Below are 22,570 nucleotides of genomic sequence, written 5' to 3'. Positions count from 1 at the left end.
GCGCTGTCTGATGTTCATCAGACATTGCCAACTAATAGAGTTATATCGTTATTGAATAATAACATTTAGTTCCATAAAATAAAAGATCTCATTAAGCCACTGATCAATGAATGGCTGATCAAGCTTGCCATCAAAGCATTAAGATACATACAAACATAAAAATTAACATCTGTTGTAATCGGAGATATTCGTACCGCAGTTACTTGCTTAATCTCCCGTTGTACTAACTTTTATTATTCCTTTACTCTCTTATATTGAATAAGATTAAAATTCTTGGTTTAACTATAAGTTATTAAAAACCCACTCATATGCTCTGAAATATATTATTTAACTACTCTGCTATATTGAATTAATAATGCTGCCTTCGCGGTAACTAGCATATTCAAACATCTAAGTATATGTTTATATGCCAACCATCACTGCTCTTTTATATAAAATCATATATATGGTAAAGAGAGTCTGCTAGTTATTTGTTACACCCATATCAACCATAATAGCAGTATTAATATTTTTTTATGTTGAGGCTATATTGCAATCATTCATATCCTTGCTGTTTTCTACAAAAAAGTAGATCTGTTTAAGCCACTGATACATACTGACGCTTATAATTATCCTACCAGCGCGTTGCATAAAGTCTTTGATTACCCTATTAAGTAATAGTAAAAAATCTTGCAGGCGCAATACGCCGCACACTGGTAATATCATAAGCATGGCACAGTGACATCATACATTACAATATACTTTAACATTAGGTGTGTGAGAATCACCATTCTACCTTCATAGATAAAATCAATTATCTTTTCTGCTATTGCGCTCAACAAGGACGCAGGGTGCACGAAAAGACCATGATACGTGCCAAGTAAAACATAAAAAAACCATTATGGTAGTAATGAGGATTAACACTAAATATCCAAGAGACAAGAACCCATGATATAATTATATTATATGTAAAGTTGACCTTCAAAAGTGAAAAATTTTTCTATCTAACGCATGGAATACATGAAGCGATCCAGATATATATTGACATAATATATAGTGATCTTCTTCAAGAAAAATCACCATATACATCATATGAGCTGCAATGCTGGCAACCACAGACTGTTGTGCTGTCGTTGATCTCACTAATAAAAATATCATTATTTATGTAAAATGGTTCCAAGTATCCTAGCACCACTGCATGTCCATATCAATAAGCTATTAAATGCATGTTAAAATTTGCTATAGTAACGCGCTAATGTGAATTTCTATGTAGGCATACAAGATACACTCACAGCATTAGTATTTTAGACTAACAATTAAAATCTTATGATATTTAAAATTTTAGCCTAGTAATTTACTATGACCTATTATAAATCCTTGGCTTCATAAAATAAAATAATCATTAATTTTTCATAAAAACCGGAGATTATTAGTGCTAATTCTAAAGTTATTATAGCGTTATGTACATGCAGCACAACAGTGCAGTAGCCAGATCGACCAAAAGTAACTATTGTTTTACCCGACCAACATCGATAACACTAGTTTTATAGCATTACTTCATCGACAGATTATTGTGGCATAACCTCGTTCAACCTACTGCCTTGTTTTAGTAATAGCGTCAACTAGTGAGCTAGCCTCGTTTAGTTGTTACATTAAGTATGCCAGATTCTCTCCGATGCATAGCGACGCTATTGCACTTCGTTAAAATCATCGGTACTGCCGGTTAAGGCAGTTCTATAAAAATAAGAATAGTATTAACATCGATATACTGACATTCTACAATGCATGACATAGTTAGTATAACTATAGATATAGTACCTAACTAAAACCTAGCAGGCCAAGTATAAATGTATTTTAAATAAGAGGTAGAATTATGTGGTGCGCAAAATCCATCTTCCTAATAAGAACGTAATCATAGATAATGTGTTTATTCATACCTGCTCAGTTAGCAGAAGGTAACAAATAAAGATCTAATCCGTTTACTAGATTAACCACAAACTATACTAGAGCAAATGTCGCTACTCATTATTACTTACCATGCAATAATCACACCTGTTAAATCATTCACCTTATGCATAAGCTTCACTAGCAAATTGAATAATATTGTAGTATTGCTAATACTAACATTACCCAGTAAGGTGAAAGGAGTGTTATCGTCTAAAGTGATACTAGTAAGTACTAGTAGTATTTTGGTTATAAAATAACAATAATCTGACCCAATATTAATAACTTGACATTACTGATCAAGAATCTGCTGCACTTGATTTTTTTCATAACAATCAGTACTGGTATAATAAATTTTAATTTTTATCAAACTGTATGCTTATTGCCTATGCATTGCCTTAAAAGGAAGACATATAGCATATAAAATGCTAAAAATTCTAATGATATATCAATTCTATATCTCTAAAGATAAGAAGTACCTAGACGCACCTAGGTAGACGATATATATGATACATCGCGCGGAAATAAAGGATATTAGAACGAGTGACTGTTATAGTCTACTACTAACAGGCAATGCTATTAGCGTGTTTCTATAACATTATAAGAAAACTAAACGATAAACATTATGATTATTACTGTTAATATAAAAGCAGGATTAGCAACAAACTAGAAAATAGTATGTACTCTTAACTCGATTACTTTAATGAAAAGTATATGTATCTTTAAAGTATTTTTAAATTAAATCAAACATTTAGCAACAGATCTTAGGAATAAGGTTATTATAGTATGTCCTCTAAAATCTTTCAGTTAATTAAAGCTATACTTGACTAAATCACAACCAGATGCTTCGGCATCTAAGAGCGAACTTAAATTCTAAATAATTATTTTCGCTATTAAGCGATGTGCTATTCATAGGTTGACGTACATAATCATGCTATACAATTTATATACTTATACTTTAAGGTAGTCACAACTATCAGTCTCGTCTATTCTGTAAGTTTTTATAGAACGATCTCTATCTTATGTACTAATGTATTACAATGTTGAACATACCTCCCCAAGAAATAGGATTTCTTGTTATCCTAACTTGCTATTTATTTCTTTAAAACTATTGCAAAACGTAATTTAATTGTCTTGTTCTATTGATAGAATATACATATAGTGATATGTAGATGCGCTTGTTTTTATTATATCTTCTTTCTATATTTAAGTATTTTCTAAAATTCTTATGCATGATCACTTCATGAGAAAAATCTTTTGAAATGATTACAGGGTATTACGCAACTCATTTGAAGATACATAAGTACAGCAACTTAACATTTAGCATATTCTAAAAATATCAATATAAATCCTGCAGTATTTGAAAAATGAAGTAAGGCACTAACGTTTTTCAAATATCACACAATAAGACTTACTGCAAAACTTCAAGATTCTCTAAGATGCTTTATGAGATTATTAGATGACCTCGGATAAGTTGATATCACATCTAACAAAGCGCTAAAAAATCAAGTGAACATGGTCGACAAATCAGCCTCATGCTTACTTACCTAATATGCACATCAAGTTATTATATTAACAATAATTTTACTGCGTCACTACGCACTAATATATAAAAACACTCGGTATTTCAATACATATTCATTACTCCGTGTTATGCTGATACAATAAATCTAACAATGAATAATTAACAATGTATGCTTCTTGCATGAACTTTTAGATAATTAATAATTGCACTTTAAGTACGTGGCGTTAGATAGAAGAGATGCTTCTAAAAAAGCTAGAATCACAACTGATCTGATAAATGTGTAACAAGAAACTCTGAAGATATATCGAGTATCTAAGTGATTAGATTTATTGTATTGTTAACTATGACTTCTACTATTAAATATAGAAATCTAGCATAGCAATATCATGAGTATACGCTACGCTCAGTTCGTTGGCTACTGAAAGTCGTTAGGTAACCGTGAGATCAAGCACGCAATAGCGATTAGACGTATCCATTCTCTTTTAGGTATGAAATCTACCTTGTCATAAACCGTGATATCATACCTCAAGGATTAGTAGTAAGCTTGACAAAGTTTTCTTCAGCTGCTCGCAATTCAGATGATGCATGCTTACTTAATGTTTTATGACTAAACGACCAGCATTTATAGTCTTAACTACTTAAAATGTGCATACTCGTAATGTTAGATAATCACTTCTTTCATGATTACTAAGGTAAAATAACCGTGAATATTTTACTGATTCAAACACATATAAGAACTTGATATGAAAGTAATACTTTTCATTAGATAGCCAGTCTACTATTTTATTCCTGTGAAATCTGTTCCAAAGCAATAAGTTCTTCGATAGTCTGACGTCGACGGATCAAACGTGGGATCTTTCCCTCAAACAGAACTTCTGACAACAGTGGTCGACTATTGTAGTTAGAGGACATAGATGCACCGTATGCTCCAGTATCATGAAATACTAGATAATCGCCCACTTTCACCGGTGGGAAATCGCGAGTTTCTATGCTCCCGCCTAGTTTTTGAGTAAACACATCGCCGGATTCGCACAGAGGGCCGGCAATCACCGTGTCGCGTAGCGGTTGGTCTGCTAATGTACGACCGTCTGCGGGCAAAAGTGAAATATGATGATAGCTACCGTACATTGCTGGGCGCATTAGATCATTAAACCCTGCATCTACTAATACAAAATGACGCGTGCCCATATCCTTGACTGCTCGCACTTCAGCGAGCAGTACGCCGGCTTCAGCCGTTAAGAAACGCCCCGGTTCAATTTCTAGTTGTACTGGATGACTTAAATGGGAAGCAATACGTTCTCGAGCGCTATTCCATAAATAATAATAATGTTCAATATCTATTGTTTTTTCTCCATCCTGATAGGGAATCGGTAAGCCACCACCAGCGGAAATAGCACGAATATCATGATCGAGAGAGATTACTTGCTCTACTAGCGTCTCGCAGACGCGTTCTAGATATTGATTATTAATGCCAGAACCAATATGCATATGTACACCAATTAACTTTAAACCATAATACTTAATTTTTTCGATTACTTGAGGTAGGGTAGTATACCAAATACCGTGCTTACTATTCTCACCGCCAGTATTAGTTTTTTGACTATACCCATAACCAAATCCTGGGTTAATACGCAACCATACTGGATGCTTAGCAGAAACTAAACCAAGCTGATCTAGCATATCGCTAGAGCCCACGTTAACTGGAATTTTTAGCTCACTAACACGTGCTAACGTTGCCTGATCCAGTACATCAGCGGTAAATACTATCTCTTGTGATGCACTGCATGGTTGAAATCCAGCTTTTAATGCACGTTCAATTTCCCCTAGAGATACTGAATCCACCTTTACACCCTGTTTACGCATCAAACGCAAAATATGAATATTCGAACATGCTTTCTGTGCAAAGCGAATTACATCAAAATAACGTAACTGTGCAATACGTTGATTTATGATATCTGCGTCATAGGCCCAGACGGGGCAACCAAAATTTGCAGGTAATGCTAAAAGATTAGCGGCATTAAAAGCTGTACTGTTGTTGTTTAAAGAATATGGCATGGCAGTATTCCGAAGAGCATACGCGATAATTAAGCAACCATGACACTGCACTTTTAATGTTTGTAATATCTCTATTCCAAGTAAGGCCGCTTGATTGATGCAATAATGTTTATTAGAAGTCTTGCTGAGCGTTTTATAAACTTATACTAAATTACATGCAGTGAATGTTATTAAACAGCAATAATCTAACTGAAAAGATAGCCTTGCTAGAAAAGTCATAAACTCTTACTAGTCGCCAGCTAATATGCTATGCATAACATATATAATTATATATTTTGAATCAAAACTATAATCAATCGCTCCTTATAACAAAATACTAAACTGTTAATGACAGCATATCGATTTTGTTATCATCTAATTTAATTGTTAATACTAGCGTGAGACTTCAGTGGTTTCAGAAACATAACTTTTAGTAATTTATCTCCATAATTCTTTGTCTAAGTCAGTAAGCGCAGGGCATTCTTAAGTGTACATTATTACACGGCATATGTAGGATTAATCTGTAAAAATTACACCTACTTAACATGTAATTAGTCAGCAACACTCTAATCTAGAATTCATACAATAGACTAACGTAGCAATTACTAAAATAATGATTTTAACCATATTGCAAAACAGTTCATATACCTTGTTACATCACGTATACCTTTGGCACTTAAAACAATAACTTATCTTGTAGGATATAGGATAACCTTGCAATAGTCTGATAATCTATCAAAATGTTAATAAGGTGTAAGAAAATAAAAAATAGAGTACACCAGCTGTTGTAAACGTATACTAACAATACTGCCTAAGATTACAGCTTAATAGAAAAGATAATATCTATACAATATTAGCAACTGACTTTAGTAAATAATTCTAATGAATAGTGCACAATAGAAAAAGAGAATAAATATGCAACTTGCAGTATAATGAGTGTATACTTAATAATACTTTCAATATCGTTGAATGTCTATCAGACAATGACACTGTAATTAACATGTTCTTTTTCTATTATTAATTCAACGAATCATATGGGAATTTAATGTAAAAATATACAGATACTCGCAACGAAGTCAGACAAGCAAGTATGAGCGAGCTAATACTCTTTAATTTTTAAAGTTATACTATGCTCAGGATGAGATAAGGTACTATGTACCACAACGTTTTTCTGAGTTCAAGAACCAAATACAACCTAGATATATTTCAACGTCAGAACAGTTATAAGTTAAAATGAATATTATTGTGCAATAATTACGACCGCTAACAAAAACTGGATAGCATCAACCCCATTTGAATAACATATTCCGATAAATATTAATTCATTTATCTCTAACTATATGAAAAAATATAAAAGATATAAAAGAGGGCAGTATCACTGCCTACTCCCCTTCTCATAAAAACTCAACTATATATTAAATATTATCTAGCATTATAAAGTAAGCGCAAGGCAATAGTTGAAATAAATAGAGTATTATTTATAATAAATACCATGGTTATTTTTAAAATTACATGTTTAATTGCACTTAAAACCACTTCAACAAAAAACTAAAATCTGCAGAGTGCAGACAGCACCACAGCGTAGGCCGTAACAAAAGCTAGCTATAGATCTACCGCTACTATCAATGTCCTATATATAACTAACATGCACATAGAATGAATGTATATCTTTTTTATGTACCATAATTTAATTCGCAGCGAATTACATGAAGCAGCTAATACACTAAACAAATTTATTAGTGACGATGCTAATATCAATGCTATCCAACGCGCAGCAATACTGCTAGCAGATACATTTAAATCTGGTGGTAAGGTTATTTCTTGTGGTAATGGCGGTTCTCATTGTGATGCGACCCATTTTGCTGAAGAACTAACCGGTCTCTATCGAGACAAACGCCCTGGGTATCCAGCAATTGTAATCTCTGATGTCGGTCACTTGTCCTGCGTTAGTAATGATTTTGGTTACGATTATGTATTTTCACGATATCTAGAATCAATAGGTCGTGAAGGCGACGTACTACTAGGTATCTCTACTTCTGGGAACTCTCGTAACATCATGAAAGCCATTGAAACAGCACGGATTAAAAAAATGAAAATCATTACCCTAACCGGTAAAGATGGAGGGAAAATAGCAGGTTTCGCTAATGTAGAAATCCGTGTGCCATACTTTGGCTATTCTGATCGTATTCAAGAAATGCATATTAAAGTGATCCATGTGTTAATTCAAGTGATTGAAAAAGAGATGACAAGAGCATAATTAGTAATGAACAAAATGACAGCATTGCACAGAGTATTGTGCTTTTATGTTACAGTATCATTATAAATGAACAATATTGTGATGAATGAAATATTCTTAACCATGTCTTTTGTTAGTTTTTAAAAATAGTGTAACATCGTAAGTGCACTATGCTACATAACGATCCCTTGAATATTACTGAGTAATATAAAAGTAAAATTTTCATAGAATTACAACCTGACACACACATCGACGAACTGATTATCTAATTACTACAACACTGACCCCTCATAAACCTCAGTGATCATAACAAACACATATCAATAAAATTAATGCACAATAGTATTTCTAAAACATATAAACTTGATTTGTCAATTATGTACACAAATAGTGATCTAGTGATATTAGAGTATACTTTGTTATTTTATACAGCGGATGTAATAAGCTTACGTGCAAGGCGTAGCTATATTAAACATCTTAATTAGGAAAATAGTCTTGTTGACAGGACAAGTGATACCGACTGCCGATGTAGTATAACTTTTTACATAGCCTGCGGTTGGCACGGAGTCTACTTCTAAGCTCATAGAGCTATTGCATGATACTGTTACACTAATGGTAATATCATGAGCGTATGTGTAAATGTATTACATACTCACGCTAATGCGCATACTGATGTTGTTGGACATAATATATCTATGTAAAATAGATATAGATCTATATTATTAACTATTCTACCTGGCTTACGGGTAGACTCTACTATAGTTAATAATGTATATCCATAATATATAATATATTGCAGCTCAATAATAATCGCAATATTTAATATAATTTTGGATGAAAATGTCATCTTATTACTATATTTTGAGACTTGTAAAATAAAAGACAAGGATGGCCGCTCTCATCTCTAAATGTTTACTAAAAAGTCATCTGTAAAACGCTCGGATCATTTATAGCGTCTTTAAAATTATAGATAAATCTCATGAGATCAATATTGCTACGTTCCTTAACTTCTCAGTAAATACAGCTGGCATTTGAAAAATACCCCTACACATTAGGCCTATAGATATTATAAGATTAGCAAAAAATCGTATTTTTGTGTAACCTTATTTTAACAATTAAGACAAGTTCAGATTGCAATCTACGGGTCTCTTACGCATGTAAGCTATAATTATGGATTTAGAAAATGCTAATTATTATATTTTACAGTACTGAATACATCAGTTTTTATATAATCTACGTAAGCTTCATGTCTCTTTACAATCTCTAGGTAATATCGCAAAATTTTTATTCAAGTAAGTTTAGAAATGCAGGCTTATCAGCCTGATGCTGTTATCAGGAAGGCCCTATACTATATATTAAAACTAGCCTCTCTGCATCATTAAGTATCGGATGATACACGCATTAACTACCAAAATAACGCAAAAACATTAAGATCATAATCATTCTTTTAAGTGTATATTATTTATTTTAATTCATTGATTTACTTTGCTATAAGCATGAATGTTTATCTTCAAGAAATAATAACCACTCTAAGAAAATTCCCTTTATCATTCAAGAGCAAGCTTGCTAACTGCTTTATGGTAATGTCATTACAGCCAATGCATATAACTTTCTCTATAATTTTATAAATGTAATATTTATCCAGAGTGTGTTACCTTTAGTGCCACTACTTTAATTTACCAAGCACAAAGACCATAATATTATCAATAATCGCATATCGTATATAAACGTTATAGTATTAACAGATACAGATTCAGTTCAATGTCATTGCGCTCACGGTTGTGGTGTTTAATGTCTACTTTTCATATCTTTTAAATTATTTTAGAAATTGATCGTGAACTCATTAAATAACTAGGAAGAATTCCCTAAGTGCAGTGATACCGATTTCTACTAATAACACATAATTTTTTATAAACCATTTTACTGTATGGCCGCGTCCTTCAAATTTAATATCCAACCAAAGATATAGCGTGATGTTACTAACTTTTAAGGCTATAATTCCGATATAAGTGCTCGGGATCTGTATTTTTTTAGACTTTATTCACTAGTTTATCAACAAATGCCCAATACTAACGAGCTCAAGCTGAGAAATAAAACCATCACTCTAAAATCCGGTTAAGTGTAGTATACACTACAAAACCTATTAACTACCTCATAGTTAATATTTTTTAGGTACACGCATGAGCATTAAACTAATCAGATATCATCATAAATATCCGCCATTCCGCTCGGATCGTACGTAACGCATTCATTATAATGGTTTGACTTATAATAGCCACCTCGTATAATTACATATATATAATTCATAAAAATGAAATATTTTTTTAAGTTTATCAAAACTAAAACAACTAGAAATATGGAGCGTATTCAATACATGAATCTTGTTAATATAATACAAGTCACAAAACTACATGCAAGATGATATAAGTGATCAATAAATAATCAATAACTGTTGTTTCATTCTTTACAGTAGTATTGTAGCAAAGTCAGAAACTTCCTATTAATGCCAACATTATTAAAATTTGATAGAAAATCAGCGAGAAATATACGATAAATTCTAAACGCTGCATATACAACTTCTAATACATTGAATATAGTGTATTTATTACACTTTAATACAATGTAAATAGCACCTCAAACCATTCAGATTTTTCAGGAAGGTTACAACGCAGAAAATTCTTAGGATCTTACACCAATGAATAGCTGATATCAAAAAACAGATAATGCACATGCAATTTGGCATGCAAGCTATGAATGCAAGATCAATTTTATATGGTATTAAATATTATGTCCATTGAAGGCGTATCTTTAAAGCATCATAATACTTTTGCACTCCTAGTTAACACGGCACATCTAGTGATCGCAGATAGAATAGAATTAATGCTTAAAGTTTGGCAAAAAACACAAAAGCATCAAACACCACTACTAATTCTTGGTGAGGGAAGTAACGTACTATTTCTTGAAAACTTTGCCGGTACCGTAATGATTAATCATTTAAAAGGCATTTATATCAGAGAAAAAAAGGATACATGGCACCTTCATGTTAGCGCTGGTGAAAATTGGCACAATCTAGTCTGCTACACCCTTAAAGCTGGTATTGGAGGTTTAGAAAACTTAGCATTAATTCCCGGTTTAGTAGGGTCTGCTCCTATTCAAAATATCGGTGCTTATGGAATTGAACTGCACAACGTTTGCGAATATGTTGATCTTTTAGATTTTTTTACTGGTACTGTTAATCGTATCCCAGCAGCTCAGTGCGGATTTGGTTACCGAGATAGTATCTTTAAACATCAGTTTCAAACTGGATATATCATTGTTGGTTTTGGCTTACATTTAAGAAAAAAATGGCGACCTACGCTTAAATACGGATCTTTAACGCAGTTAAATCCAGCAACCGTTACACCAACTCAGATATTCAATGCTGTCTGTGCTATGCGTCGCAGTAAGTTACCAAATCACCACAAAATAGGGAATGCTGGTAGCTTTTTTAAAAATCCATTAGTAAGTCTCGAACAATCTAAAGAACTGATCTCTCAATATCCAAATATCCCGAATTATCTACAAACAAATGGATGTATTAAGTTATCTGCAAGTTGGCTCATCGATCAATGCCAGTTAAAAGGATATCGGGTAGGCGGAGCTGCTGTATATCCTTATCAGCCGTTAGTATTAGTCAACGTACATAATGCTACTAGCCAGGATATCGTCATCCTAGCACGTTACGTGCGCAATACCGTTGCAGATAAATTCAACATATGGCTTGAACCTGAGGTGCGTTTTATTGCTGCAAGGGGTGAATTAAATTCGGTAGAGGTGCTATCATAAAAGATAATAAGATTCCGTTAAAACTGATTACGTTATTAGCTGATGGTGGTACTTATTCAGAAAAAAAACTTAGTGCATCGTTATCTATACGTCCAGAAATAATTTATAAGCATATTCAGACCCTCCGTAAGTGGGGCGTAAATATATCTGCCATATTAGGTAAAGGATATAAGCTTACATCTTCACTTCAATTATTAAAAGCTGATCGTATCCTTAATCTGTTAGAAGACAAACGTGTGACTATATTATCGGTAGTGAATTCAACTAATCAATATTTGCTAGATTATATGTATAAACTTCAGTCTGGTGATGCTTGTGTTGCTGAGTATCAACAGACTGGACGGGGTCGGCGCGGGCGGAAGTGGATCTCACCGTTTGGTGCTAATTTGTATCTATCAATTTACTGGAATTTCGCACAAGAACTTACTGCGGCTGTAGGATTAGGTTTAGTCATTGGTGTTGTAGTAGCTGAAGTCTTACAACGTTTAGGCGCTAAGGATGTGCGAGTAAAATGGCCCAATGATTTATATCTTAATGATCGAAAATTAGCTGGTATACTAGTCGAAATGATTAAAAAAACTGATGCTTTAACCCACATTGTAATAGGAGTAGGCATCAATCTAACCATGCATAATAATCATGCTAGTGCCATTAATCAGAAGTGGGCAAACTTAAAGGACGCAGGCATTAGCATTGATCGCAATGAACTAACCGCAACTTTACTTAATGAGCTTAGAAAATCTCTAAAACAACTTGAAACTAATGGGTTATCTTCATTTATAGCACGTTGGCACTTGTTGGATAATTTTATTAATCGGCCGGTTCAATTACTTATTGGCGCACAGTATATCTTTGGTATTGCTAGAGGTATCGATCGACAAGGGGCTTTATTACTTGATCAACACGGTGTTATTAGCTCGTTTATTAACGGGGAAATATCTATGCGTAATAGAAAATAAACCTATTAACTAGTACAACAATCGCTTCATATCTTTCTGATTATCTTCTTAAGAAGATGCTCTCTATCACGTGGTTGTCACGCTTCATCATGATCAGACTTGCTTGTTTACGTGTCGGAAGTATATTCTCCTGCAAATTCAAACCATTAATGTCATTCCATAATTGTGTAGCGATATTTCTTGCTTCACACTCTGCTAATTTAGCATAGCTATAAAAATAAGAAGTAGGATCTGAGCATGCTCCATGGCGGAATTTTAAGAAACGATTAATATACCAATCTTTCAATAATATTTCCGGTGCATCGACATAGATTGAAAAATCTACAAAGTCTGAAATACATACATGATGTGCATCATAAGCTCCAGGCATCTTACGCTGCAATACGTTCAGACCTTCTAAAATAAGAATATCTGGTTTTTTGATAACCTTACTAGTATCAGGAACTATGTCATATATAAGGTGCGAATAAACTGGAGCCGTTACATGTTTGATGCCTGATTTTACTTTTGAAATACATTGCACCATACTGTATATATCATATGATTGCGGGAAACCTTTTTTCTTCATTAACCCATGCGCATTCAATTTTTTATTAGGAAACAAAAAACTGTCAGTAGTGATAATCTCTACGTTCCAGTGCTCTGGCCAACGACCAAGCAACACTTGTAATAGACGCGCAGTAGTACTTTTACCTACTGAAACCCCACCGCTTATACCAATAACATAAGGTACATTTTGTCTATCTTTATTGGGGAATTTCTTAAATACTGCCTGGCGATGTAAGGTAGAGCGAATGTAGAAGCTCAGTAATCTTGATAACGGCAGGTAAATCTGCACTACTTCGTCTAACGACAGATCTGCATTAATTCCTTTTAGGTTACCTATCTCTTCTTCCGAGATCGTCAGAGGCACCGCATCTTGTAATGCGGCCCATTGAGTACGACATAACTGAAGATAAAGCGTTGATAAAGATTGATCTCGATTTATCATAAGCTAAATTTTAATTGGTCAACTCATATCAGAAAAGCGCAGAGCAATCACTCTAGGTAATAAACACCCTACATATTATATATCTATCATACCACAAGATACATAGGCGTTATTATTTCTTGCTCCCTCAGTTACTTACCTGCAATTGCTCCTGATGAGCATCTGAGTTTTTGTTGTTTATAATTTACACTATTTAAGATATAGCATTATTTTATTTTGATACAAATTAATTATTTCTAATAATTATCGATATAATAACTGCGCTTTCTTCATAAAAACTTAACTATATTAAAGTATTTAATTATCAGTTTATAATATCGACATACTAAGACTGGGAACCTCAAGTAATGTGTTATATTTGCTTTAAATTCTTACAGATGATCTCATCATTCAAGCACGCACTACTGACTTTTATTTGGAATAGTTATACAAGTAGTACACTTATGAAGTTATAGTTCAAACTATAAACCTTAATTATTTAGATCTTTATTATTGAATAACACGTTTACTTAAAGCGTATAAACAATATTATATGATTTTCTAACTTCTAAACAAATTAAATTTTTAATTACATATAATTAAGTAACCGTTGTTTAATAAAAGACCAAAAGCAATAATAATTTTGACGTAGATCTTATATCATATTGTAGAAGCCAACGCATTCAAAGCACGATATCTGTCTATATAATTAGGCCGCTTATTAAAACTGCACGATAGCTGTGACTGCCTGCAGTACAGTAGGATTAATCAACCACATATACATACATTTTCAACTTACTTTAATAGCAAGATCTTGAACACTGAATGAAAACTCCATAAAATTAGACATGGCGTTTACCACCACCTATATTCATAGTCACTATAAACCGTTAGTTAGTTGAAAAAATATCAAGCAACTGACAGTCATAAAGTATTGATATTGATCAATCAATGCAAATATTTAAGAAACAAAGCATTAAATTATGCACCTTCTAATATTATTTATGCGCATACTTTTAAACTAATATCTTCTAAAATACACTCTTAATATCTTCAGGATCAGTCGGGAGCTTTTGATATTCCTAAAAGCTCCCTCTATATGCTATTGAATTAGAATATAGTGTACTTCCCTTAATTCATATATTACTATCAAGAAAACGTAAAGTACCAAAATATTTAGATCAAAAAATTGGAATATTTTTCACAAAAACTAGGCAAACCTATTTCAATTGAATATCCTCAAATATTAAGATATCTTCACATAATATATAACACAAACCAACACAGCAGCTAATAAGCTATTAGCTCTCTACTTTAGACGCCTATAGATACAATAGATTTTAAAAAAAGCATACACATTGTGCTGATATGATAGTGCATACAACCTACTCTTCTCACGAGCACTATAGCGCAATTAAGCCTTATTGTATAATATAAGTTTAATATTAAACAAAATTAAGAGATTGTTTCATAAATATTTAGGTGGATCGATCAAAATTGGTGAATCACCATCGTCATGGTGTATCAAAGCGATATTTGTTATGCTTCGTGAGTAAATGGATCGTTTTTCATCGAGATTCTCTATGTTAAACCATTTATTCACAGATTTGTCATAAATGACTTTCCCTGCTTACAGGAAGTCATTCACATAATCACTAATCTAAACGTAAAATCTCAAAAAATAGGAACAGGAAGTGTAATTTAGCTGCTCTTAAATATTTGCTTTATAAAACATGCTGCTGATCATCTTATCTCAATCTCGCTGATAATTTAGAAAAATTTTTTAATTTCTTTAGGTAATTAATGCGGATCCTACATAAAAGAATACTGATAAAGTATAAACATTTGCATAAAACAATAATTTTTTAAGCAAAAATACACATAATGAAATTTTTCTCTTGCATATACTGCCAACTCTCCATAGAATATGAGCTATTGAATGCCGGCTTAGCTCAGTTGGTAGAGCAACTGACTTGTAATCAGTAGGTCACCAGTTCGACTCCGGTAGCCGGCACCATTGAAAGTATGATAATTTAAAGGGTGGGGTTCCCGAGCGGCCAAAGGGAGCAGACTGTAAATCTGCCGTCATAGACTTCGAAGGTTCGAATCCTTCCCTCACCAAAAAAATGCTTCTAATAAGTAAATGAATAATTCTGCTAGAATTAACTCTAGCATATTCTTTTTTTAAACACAAAATCTTCCGTAAGATGTTACCTTAGACTATAAATAACAACCTTATTAACAAAAATAAACATAAAGTCACAGATAATCTTTTATCATTTACGCTTACCTTGATTGATTAAGTATAACTTACTCAACTGCACTGAAAATCAGTGCAATAAAATAAGGAGAAATCAAAATATTAAGAATGATCTAAATCATGTTTTATAAAATAAACTGACTTAAAATAAAGTATAATGCTACATAACCTATACTCTATCTTTACACTCCATAAAACATTGAATAGCTAAATTTTAGTATGCGGGCATCATATAATGGATATTATCTCAGCCTTCCAAGCTGATGATGTGGGTTCAATTCCCACTGCCCGCTCCAACCTGCGCTGATATAGCTCAGTCGATAGAGCACACCCTTGGTAAGGGTGAGGTCGGCAGTTTGATTCTGCCTATCAGCACCACGTTTCGCTTTTTTTATTCCTGTTATTATACGCTAATTTCAATAAAAGATATTTCGTTTATATAAACTAGCAGCAAGATTGATCTCTTAAAAGATATTCGATTAAAACTTCGACAGATCTAGCTGTAGGAATCAACTCTTCATGACATTCTTCATAATACTTGTTTGTATTGGTATTACTGATCATCATAATTACTATATTACAAATAGTTATATAAACTTATTTTAATACACAGTATTATTCAAGAAAATAAAATTTGCAACTATTCACTAAATTAGCGTATGCAGGATTTATAGATGTTTATAATATATCAACACTCTAGATCAACATTACTAGCGACACCTATTATAGCGTAAGTTTTAACTATATTAAAACAATCTCAACTCTGACGGTCTTGCTGTTATTTGTAATACTTAACAATAGTTAAAAGGTTTGACAGTAATACACGCAAGTTATTAATGTTACTAATTTATTGACCAATATACTAACGACTATAATCATGCTATGTAACTTCTACGTTACCCGTGAAGTTGGGTAACCTAATCTAATGAGGTATGTGGATATTCATTATTCGTTTTATTATTTTCCTAATTAGCCATGTCTATCAATGTGTTTACCGTCATATAATTGAGTCCATCTGTGCTAAAACTAATGATTCTTTTAAAATCATTATAGACTTATGGTTTCTGGCGATAAAAGTATATGCCATGGAAATTACAACTACAGTTGTAACATTAATATCATATATAGCTGAATAATATTTAATGCAGCTTATATACATTAATCGATTAACCTTAAACATATTACTATAAATCAGGTATAACTTATTCGTATGACGACGTCGTAATAAATCAGCAATAGCTATAGAAGTTGATACAGTGCACTTATTTATAGCATTATTTAATCAGCATCCTTGCTTTTTTAGCATTCCACCGAATTATCTGATCAAATTTAGATACCAAATTACAATAATGATTGTATGACGCCATTCTATCAGATAGCAAACAGCATTAACATAGCGTTAACTACTATGATTTTATGCTGTATAGAGTAATATATACATGAAGTATAGCTTGTATAAACTTATATAGCCAGTATTTAATGTATAAAGAGAGTGCTTTTTCTTTTAGCTACTCTTCATTACGACACTGCTGAACAGGTTTTTCTATCAAAATTTAGCATAATCGGTATCAGCGGCTTTAGTGAATAAGAAGTTTATCATGATAAATATGAGTGAATATGTCATAATATTCTCATAAAATATAATATCTCAAAATTGACTTCAGTCTAACTAATTATGACACCACAGTCTTTCTAGACTATTTAATAAATTTCCTCTAAAATAACCTCGTGCTTAAGTAGAATACCGATACTTATATCGGCAGTTATGTAAAATCCTAAAACCTTTATAAGGAAATCCAATTGCAGAACTGTAATTCTTGAGCTCAATGCTCCTAAAAATAAAGAAGTCTTGTTTACTTATTAATCAATACTATCATTAAAGCAATATAATTCTATAAAATCTATGATTCTAATTGATAAAAAATAAACTGCAGCCTAATTATTTAGGCTTATTATCTTTCCATGAGAGAAGCTGGCCTTGACCTATTAAAAGAAGTATCTGAGTAATAGAAAGATACAACCTGGAAGAGAGTTGTGTATCTAAATAAAAAGTACAGGCAAAAACGTGTTAATTACCTAAGGGTAGTCCTTACCTAAGATCCTAGTTATTATTAAATGAGTGAGTAATACACAGGGTGTCGATGACACCCCGTAGATATAAGGAAACAGTTATACAAGATACCGTCCTAAATATAGGACTGTCTATATATACTATATACAATACTATAAAGCACACAGATATCCCCAAAGAACTATGAAAATTAGACGAAGTAGTTTTATGTCATTAGATCGTTTTTTCATTTACTGTTATCATTCAATAACGAGACTATAAATAGAATATAACAACATATTTATTAAATAAATTTGTATATGTTAAGCTCACTCAGAATCGCATTGTTCTGAACATCATAGATGTACTAAATTAAAATGATATAATTCTAACATAGTAAGTTGCACAGCGCATAAAATTCAAAAAACAAATATCATCCATGTCATCATCACATCACATAAATTACCGGATAACTAGAAAGTTCATAAAATTTTAAAACGGGTTATCATTGTGACAAACGCCCTTTAAAGATAAAAAATAATAATACATATTAAGTCTTATGTGATACCTCTATCCTATGCCTCTCTCAACATTTAATGGAAAGACTGTAGAATATAATAAGTAAGAAGCTAAAACTACCACTACACTAAAAGTACACTTATAAGAAATACAATATTTTTCACAAAATTATACTAGGAATTAACAGGAGATAGCCGAGGAAATTTAAAATAACTTTTTTAGTAATGCAATATCACTAAATACTCATCACATGTATAATAAGTATATGAAAGACTTCGTATTTAATGTCTAAAAGTAAACAATCTATAAGCGATCAAGTAAGGTTGTCTGTATGTATTGAACACTACAAATATGTTAATTAACAAAAAATTAAATGTCTCATATATCTTAAGAAACTTGAAGGATATTAAGGATAAGAGTAAACTAGTAAAACTTATGGATTCAGTTGTTGAATTAGAGATCGGCATCTGTAGTTATCAGCTATTATCATAATCTGGAGTGTTACTATGTCTCTAAGTGTTAAAACTAAAGCGCGCATTACAGCTGATTTTAGTCGTTGTGCTAATGATAGCGGATCCACTGAAGTTCAGGTTGCTTTGCTAACCTCGCAAATTAACCATCTACAAAATCACTTTTCTGAGCATAAAAAAGATCACCATAGTCGCCGTGGTCTATTGCGTATGGTTTCTCAACGTCGTAAGCTATTAGATTACTTAAAGCGTAAAGATGTAGCATGTTACACCATCCTAATTGAGCGTTTGGGTTTGCGTCGCTAGTTCTCCAATTTCAATGCCATTAGGACCGCACATGCTTAGATTATAAAGAACAAGCAGATCAAACTAATCTATTGCTTAATATTTTAAAACAGATTTTTCGTTATAGCAGTTCTCGCGACTAATGGAAGACTTTTTACCGAAATTTTAAATAAATATTATTCTTAATCGTAAAGTTATAATAAAAGATCAATCGAGTCATAGGTGTATCAATTCGTTACTATGAAGATGCACCATTAATCAAGGACATAATTTTGCTGATACCGATCATTCGCACATTCCAATATGGCCAGCACACAATTACTATAGAAACCGGTATAATAGCACGCCAAGCTAGCGCAGCAGTTATGGTGAACATGGATGATACTGCTGTTTTAGTTACTGTGGTAGGTCAGAAAAACGCTCAGATAGGTCGTAGTTTCTTTCCGTTAACGGTACATTATCAAGAGCGTACGTATGCCGCTGGCCGTATACCTGGGAGTTTTTTTCGTCGTGAAGGCCGTCCAAGTGAGGGTGAAACCCTCACATCGCGTCTCATTGACCGTCCAATTCGTCCTTTATTCCCAAAGTACTTTCTTAATGAAGTACAAGTGATTGCTACTGTAGTCTCTCTGAATCCACAAATTAATCCAGATATCGTTGCAATTATTGGCTCCTCTGCTGCCCTGAGTCTATCTGATATCCCATTTAATGGACCGATTGGTGCAGCACGAGTAGGTTACATAAATAATCAATATGTATTAAACCCGACCATTGATGAATTGAAAACTAGTAGTCTGGACTTAGTAGTTGCTGGCACTGCTACCGCAGTTCTGATGGTTGAAGCAGAAGCCGATGTGTTAAATGAAGAGAAAATGCTGGGCGCTGTAGAATTTGGTCACCAGCAACAGCAAGTGGTAGTAAAAAACATCAATGCTCTAGTTGCTGAAGCTGGAAAATCTAAGTGGGTCTGGCAGGCACCTATGATCAACACCGCGCTGCATGCGCGTATAACTGAACTAGCTGAATCCCAGTTGAGTGATGCTTATTACATTACTAAAAAACAAGAGCGTTACGCGCAAATCAATGCAATTAAAGATCGCGTCGTTGAAACGCTTATAGCACAAGATGAAAAACTAAAATCTGAAGAAATCCACACGATTCTTATCAGCATTGAAAAACATATAGTACGTAATCGTGTTTTACGTGGACAATCGCGCATTGACGGCCGTGAGAAAAGTATGATCCGCAGTTTAGATATTCGTGTCGGCATACTACCTCGCACTCATGGCTCAGCACTTTTCACTCGTGGTGAGACTCAAGCGTTGGTCACCGTAACACTAGGAATTTCGCGTGACGCACAAAACCTAGATGAATTAATAGGCGACAAAACTGACAGCTTTCTTTTTCATTACAACTTTCCGCCATATGCCGTTGGTGAAACTGGTATGATCGGGTCACCTAAGCGCCGTGAAGTCGGTCATGGTCGTCTAGCAAAACGTGGTATGATGGCGATCATGCCTACATTAAAAGAGTTTCCATATACAGTGCGTGTCGTTTCTGAAATTACTGAATCTAATGGTTCTTCTTCTATGGCTTCGATTTGTGGTGCCTCTCTAGCACTAATGGATGCTGGCGTACCAATAAAGGCTGCCGTTGCAGGTATCGCAATGGGTTTAGTAAAAGAAAACAATCACTTTGTAGTGCTGTCCGATATTCTTGGTGACGAAGATTATCTCGGTGACATGGATTTTAAAGTAGCTGGTAACCGATCCGGTATTACCGCGCTTCAAATGGATATTAAAATTGAAGGTATTACACATGATATCATGCAGGTAGCACTTAACCAGGCTAAGGAGGCTCGACTTCATATCCTAAGTGCCATGGAACAGGCAATTAGCAAGCCGCGTGACGATATCTCCCAATTTGCACCACGCATTCATATTATTTGTATTAGTCCTGATAAAATTAAAGATGTGATCGGTAAAGGCGGCTCAGTAATTCGTGCGATAACCGAAGAAACTAATACGACTATTGAAATTAGTGATGATGGTACTGTAACAGTCGCTGCAATCGATAGTGAAAGAGCAAAATTTGCTATTCGTCGTATTCAAGAAATTACGGTAGCTATTAAAGTTGGCTGTATTTACCAAGGTAAAGTTACTCGTATTGTTGATTTTGGTGCGTTTGTCGCTATAGGCAGAGGAAAAGAAGGGTTAGTACATATTTCTCAAATTTCTAATAAACACGTTGATAAAGTTACTGATTACCTACAAGTAGATCAAGAGCTTCTCGTTAAAGTCTTAGAGGTTGACCGGCAGGGTCGTGCACGCTTCAGTATCAAAGATATCACTACATTAGACATCAAGTCTTCTCCTGCAATATAGGAGTATAATGATATATACTGATATAGATTGAAATGCTTAATTTTTATAAACAATTTTTCATAACAACAAGAGTTATATTTATTATTGAGCTAGAAGATAACACTCTAGCTCCTTCATTACAGTCGCTAATAAGAAACATATGTAATCAAGTAACATTTATTTTAACAACTGAGAATATTTTACATGATAGCAAAATCAATCAAGCTATTCAATCTTTAAAATCGCTTTGCATTAATACAAAAAAGATACCTAATAATTTTATGTAAAAAACTAGCAACAGAAACTTCCAAGTTATCTAAGTGTAGTAGAGCCTTTAAAAGCTATAAGATAGCCGACAAATCATCATTTACAAATTAAGAAAATGAACAGCACGTTCATTAATAAATCGTCAGATTATTCGCTCTACTATTCTTCATATAATTCAAAGACCATAAAAACAGTATAACCATAGAACTTATATAGTACAAATGCATAAAATCAAATACCGTGATGCAACAAAAGTTTATAAAATGCTTACAACACTCAAAAATTCCTTGGAACACTGCTATGCTTTTATTATTAAGACTGCTAATCTAATATAGAAAATAAACCAATATATCTTTAAATGATCCATAAAACACATTAGTATAATAACAATCAAAATCAGTGCTATTTTCTAAATAGCATGCGCGTGCTGCACTTAAGCTACATAATCGATTGTTATACTATGGTTAATAATAAGATTATCCACTTTATTATACTTAAACAACTTACCTAATCATATAGATAATCCATATGGTTCTTGAATAAAACAGAGATCACCGTCCGACAAAAGTAAAAACTTTGTCAAATATTACATAGGAAAAACATTCAATATTAGGCATCGAAGCATGAAAATATAATCCCTTGCAGTGCACACTGAAAGGGATCAAGATACAGTGAGATATCTATCAGAACAATGCCGCAAGCAAACTAGTCGTGCATGCACTGTTGTTATATGATATGATTAATATCAATGCATAACTACTGAGATTTAACTAAATCATTAATCAATAACAAGTGTTATTTTGCATAATACATATACGTTAAGAACATTAAGATAATAATGCTATTGCTATAACAATATAAAAGATAAGTATCAAAAACTTAGC

7 protein-coding genes and 4 tRNA genes are annotated in these 22,570 nt (G+C 33.1%); 9 read left to right on the top strand and 2 right to left on the bottom strand.

All coding sequences use genetic code 11. The features are described 5' to 3' along the window. Window positions 1–4,231: 4,231 nt before the first annotated feature. On the bottom strand, window positions 4,232–5,503 hold the full coding sequence (gene lysA, locus GIY03_RS00630) for a diaminopimelate decarboxylase (protein ID WP_457913792.1): 1,272 nt from the start codon (window positions 5,501–5,503) through the stop codon (window positions 4,232–4,234). Window positions 5,504–7,157: 1,654 nt separating this feature from the next. Between lysA and lpcA the strand changes: the two genes are divergently transcribed. From lpcA to birA, 3 genes are all read left to right on the top strand, one after another. Continuing rightward, window positions 7,158–7,739, top strand: a complete 582-nt coding sequence (gene lpcA, locus GIY03_RS00625; protein WP_457913791.1) for a D-sedoheptulose 7-phosphate isomerase — start codon at window positions 7,158–7,160, stop codon at window positions 7,737–7,739. Between the two features lie 2,766 nt (window positions 7,740–10,505). Continuing rightward, window positions 10,506–11,543, top strand: coding sequence for a UDP-N-acetylmuramate dehydrogenase (gene murB / locus GIY03_RS00620; protein ID WP_457913958.1), 1,038 nt, complete (start codon window positions 10,506–10,508; stop codon window positions 11,541–11,543). Next, window positions 11,540–12,502 (top strand): bifunctional biotin--[acetyl-CoA-carboxylase] ligase/biotin operon repressor BirA, encoded by a 963-nt coding sequence (birA, locus tag GIY03_RS00615; protein ID WP_457913957.1) that lies wholly within the window; start codon window positions 11,540–11,542, stop codon window positions 12,500–12,502. Before murB ends, birA begins: the two co-directional genes overlap by 4 nt. Before the next feature lie 40 nt (window positions 12,503–12,542). On the opposite strand, the gene coaA is transcribed toward birA, so the two are convergent. Next, on the bottom strand, window positions 12,543–13,493 hold the full coding sequence (coaA, locus tag GIY03_RS00610) for a type I pantothenate kinase (protein ID WP_457913790.1): 951 nt from the start codon (window positions 13,491–13,493) through the stop codon (window positions 12,543–12,545). A 1,920-nt stretch (window positions 13,494–15,413) separates the two neighbouring features. On the opposite strand from coaA, the gene GIY03_RS00605 reads away from it, so the two are divergent. From GIY03_RS00605 to pnp, 6 genes are all read left to right on the top strand, one after another. Next, a tRNA-Thr gene (locus GIY03_RS00605) sits at window positions 15,414–15,489 on the top strand. A 22-nt stretch (window positions 15,490–15,511) separates the two neighbouring features. After that, window positions 15,512–15,593, top strand: a tRNA-Tyr gene (locus tag GIY03_RS00600). A gap of 360 nt (window positions 15,594–15,953) precedes the next feature. Next, a tRNA-Gly gene (locus GIY03_RS00595) sits at window positions 15,954–16,028 on the top strand. A 6-nt stretch (window positions 16,029–16,034) separates the two neighbouring features. After that, a tRNA-Thr gene (locus GIY03_RS00590) sits at window positions 16,035–16,110 on the top strand. A 2,697-nt stretch (window positions 16,111–18,807) separates the two neighbouring features. Then, the gene (gene rpsO / locus GIY03_RS00585) at window positions 18,808–19,077 is read left to right on the top strand and encodes a 30S ribosomal protein S15 (RefSeq protein ID WP_457913789.1); all 270 of its coding nucleotides are present in this window, start codon (window positions 18,808–18,810) and stop codon (window positions 19,075–19,077) included. Window positions 19,078–19,328: 251 nt separating this feature from the next. Next, window positions 19,329–21,440, top strand: a complete 2,112-nt coding sequence (gene pnp, locus GIY03_RS00580; RefSeq protein ID WP_457913788.1) for a polyribonucleotide nucleotidyltransferase — start codon at window positions 19,329–19,331, stop codon at window positions 21,438–21,440. Window positions 21,441–22,570: the final 1,130 nt, after the last annotated feature.

Source organism: Candidatus Gillettellia adelgis (assembly GCA_020541285.1).
Taxonomy (GTDB): Bacteria; Pseudomonadota; Gammaproteobacteria; order Enterobacterales; family Enterobacteriaceae; genus Gillettellia; species Gillettellia adelgis.
The sequence above is the reverse complement of the archived record's forward strand: the minus strand, read 5'-3'. Positions and strand labels throughout refer to the sequence as shown.

Coding starts and splice junctions, on each gene's coding strand:
- lysA (WP_457913792.1), bottom strand. CDS start 5,503: ATGCCATATTCTTTAAACAACAACAGTACAGCTTTTAATGCCGCTAAT.
- lpcA (WP_457913791.1), top strand. CDS start 7,158: ATGTACCATAATTTAATTCGCAGCGAATTACATGAAGCAGCTAATACA.
- murB (WP_457913958.1), top strand. CDS start 10,506: ATGTCCATTGAAGGCGTATCTTTAAAGCATCATAATACTTTTGCACTC.
- coaA (WP_457913790.1), bottom strand. CDS start 13,493: ATGATAAATCGAGATCAATCTTTATCAACGCTTTATCTTCAGTTATGT.
- rpsO (WP_457913789.1), top strand. CDS start 18,808: ATGTCTCTAAGTGTTAAAACTAAAGCGCGCATTACAGCTGATTTTAGT.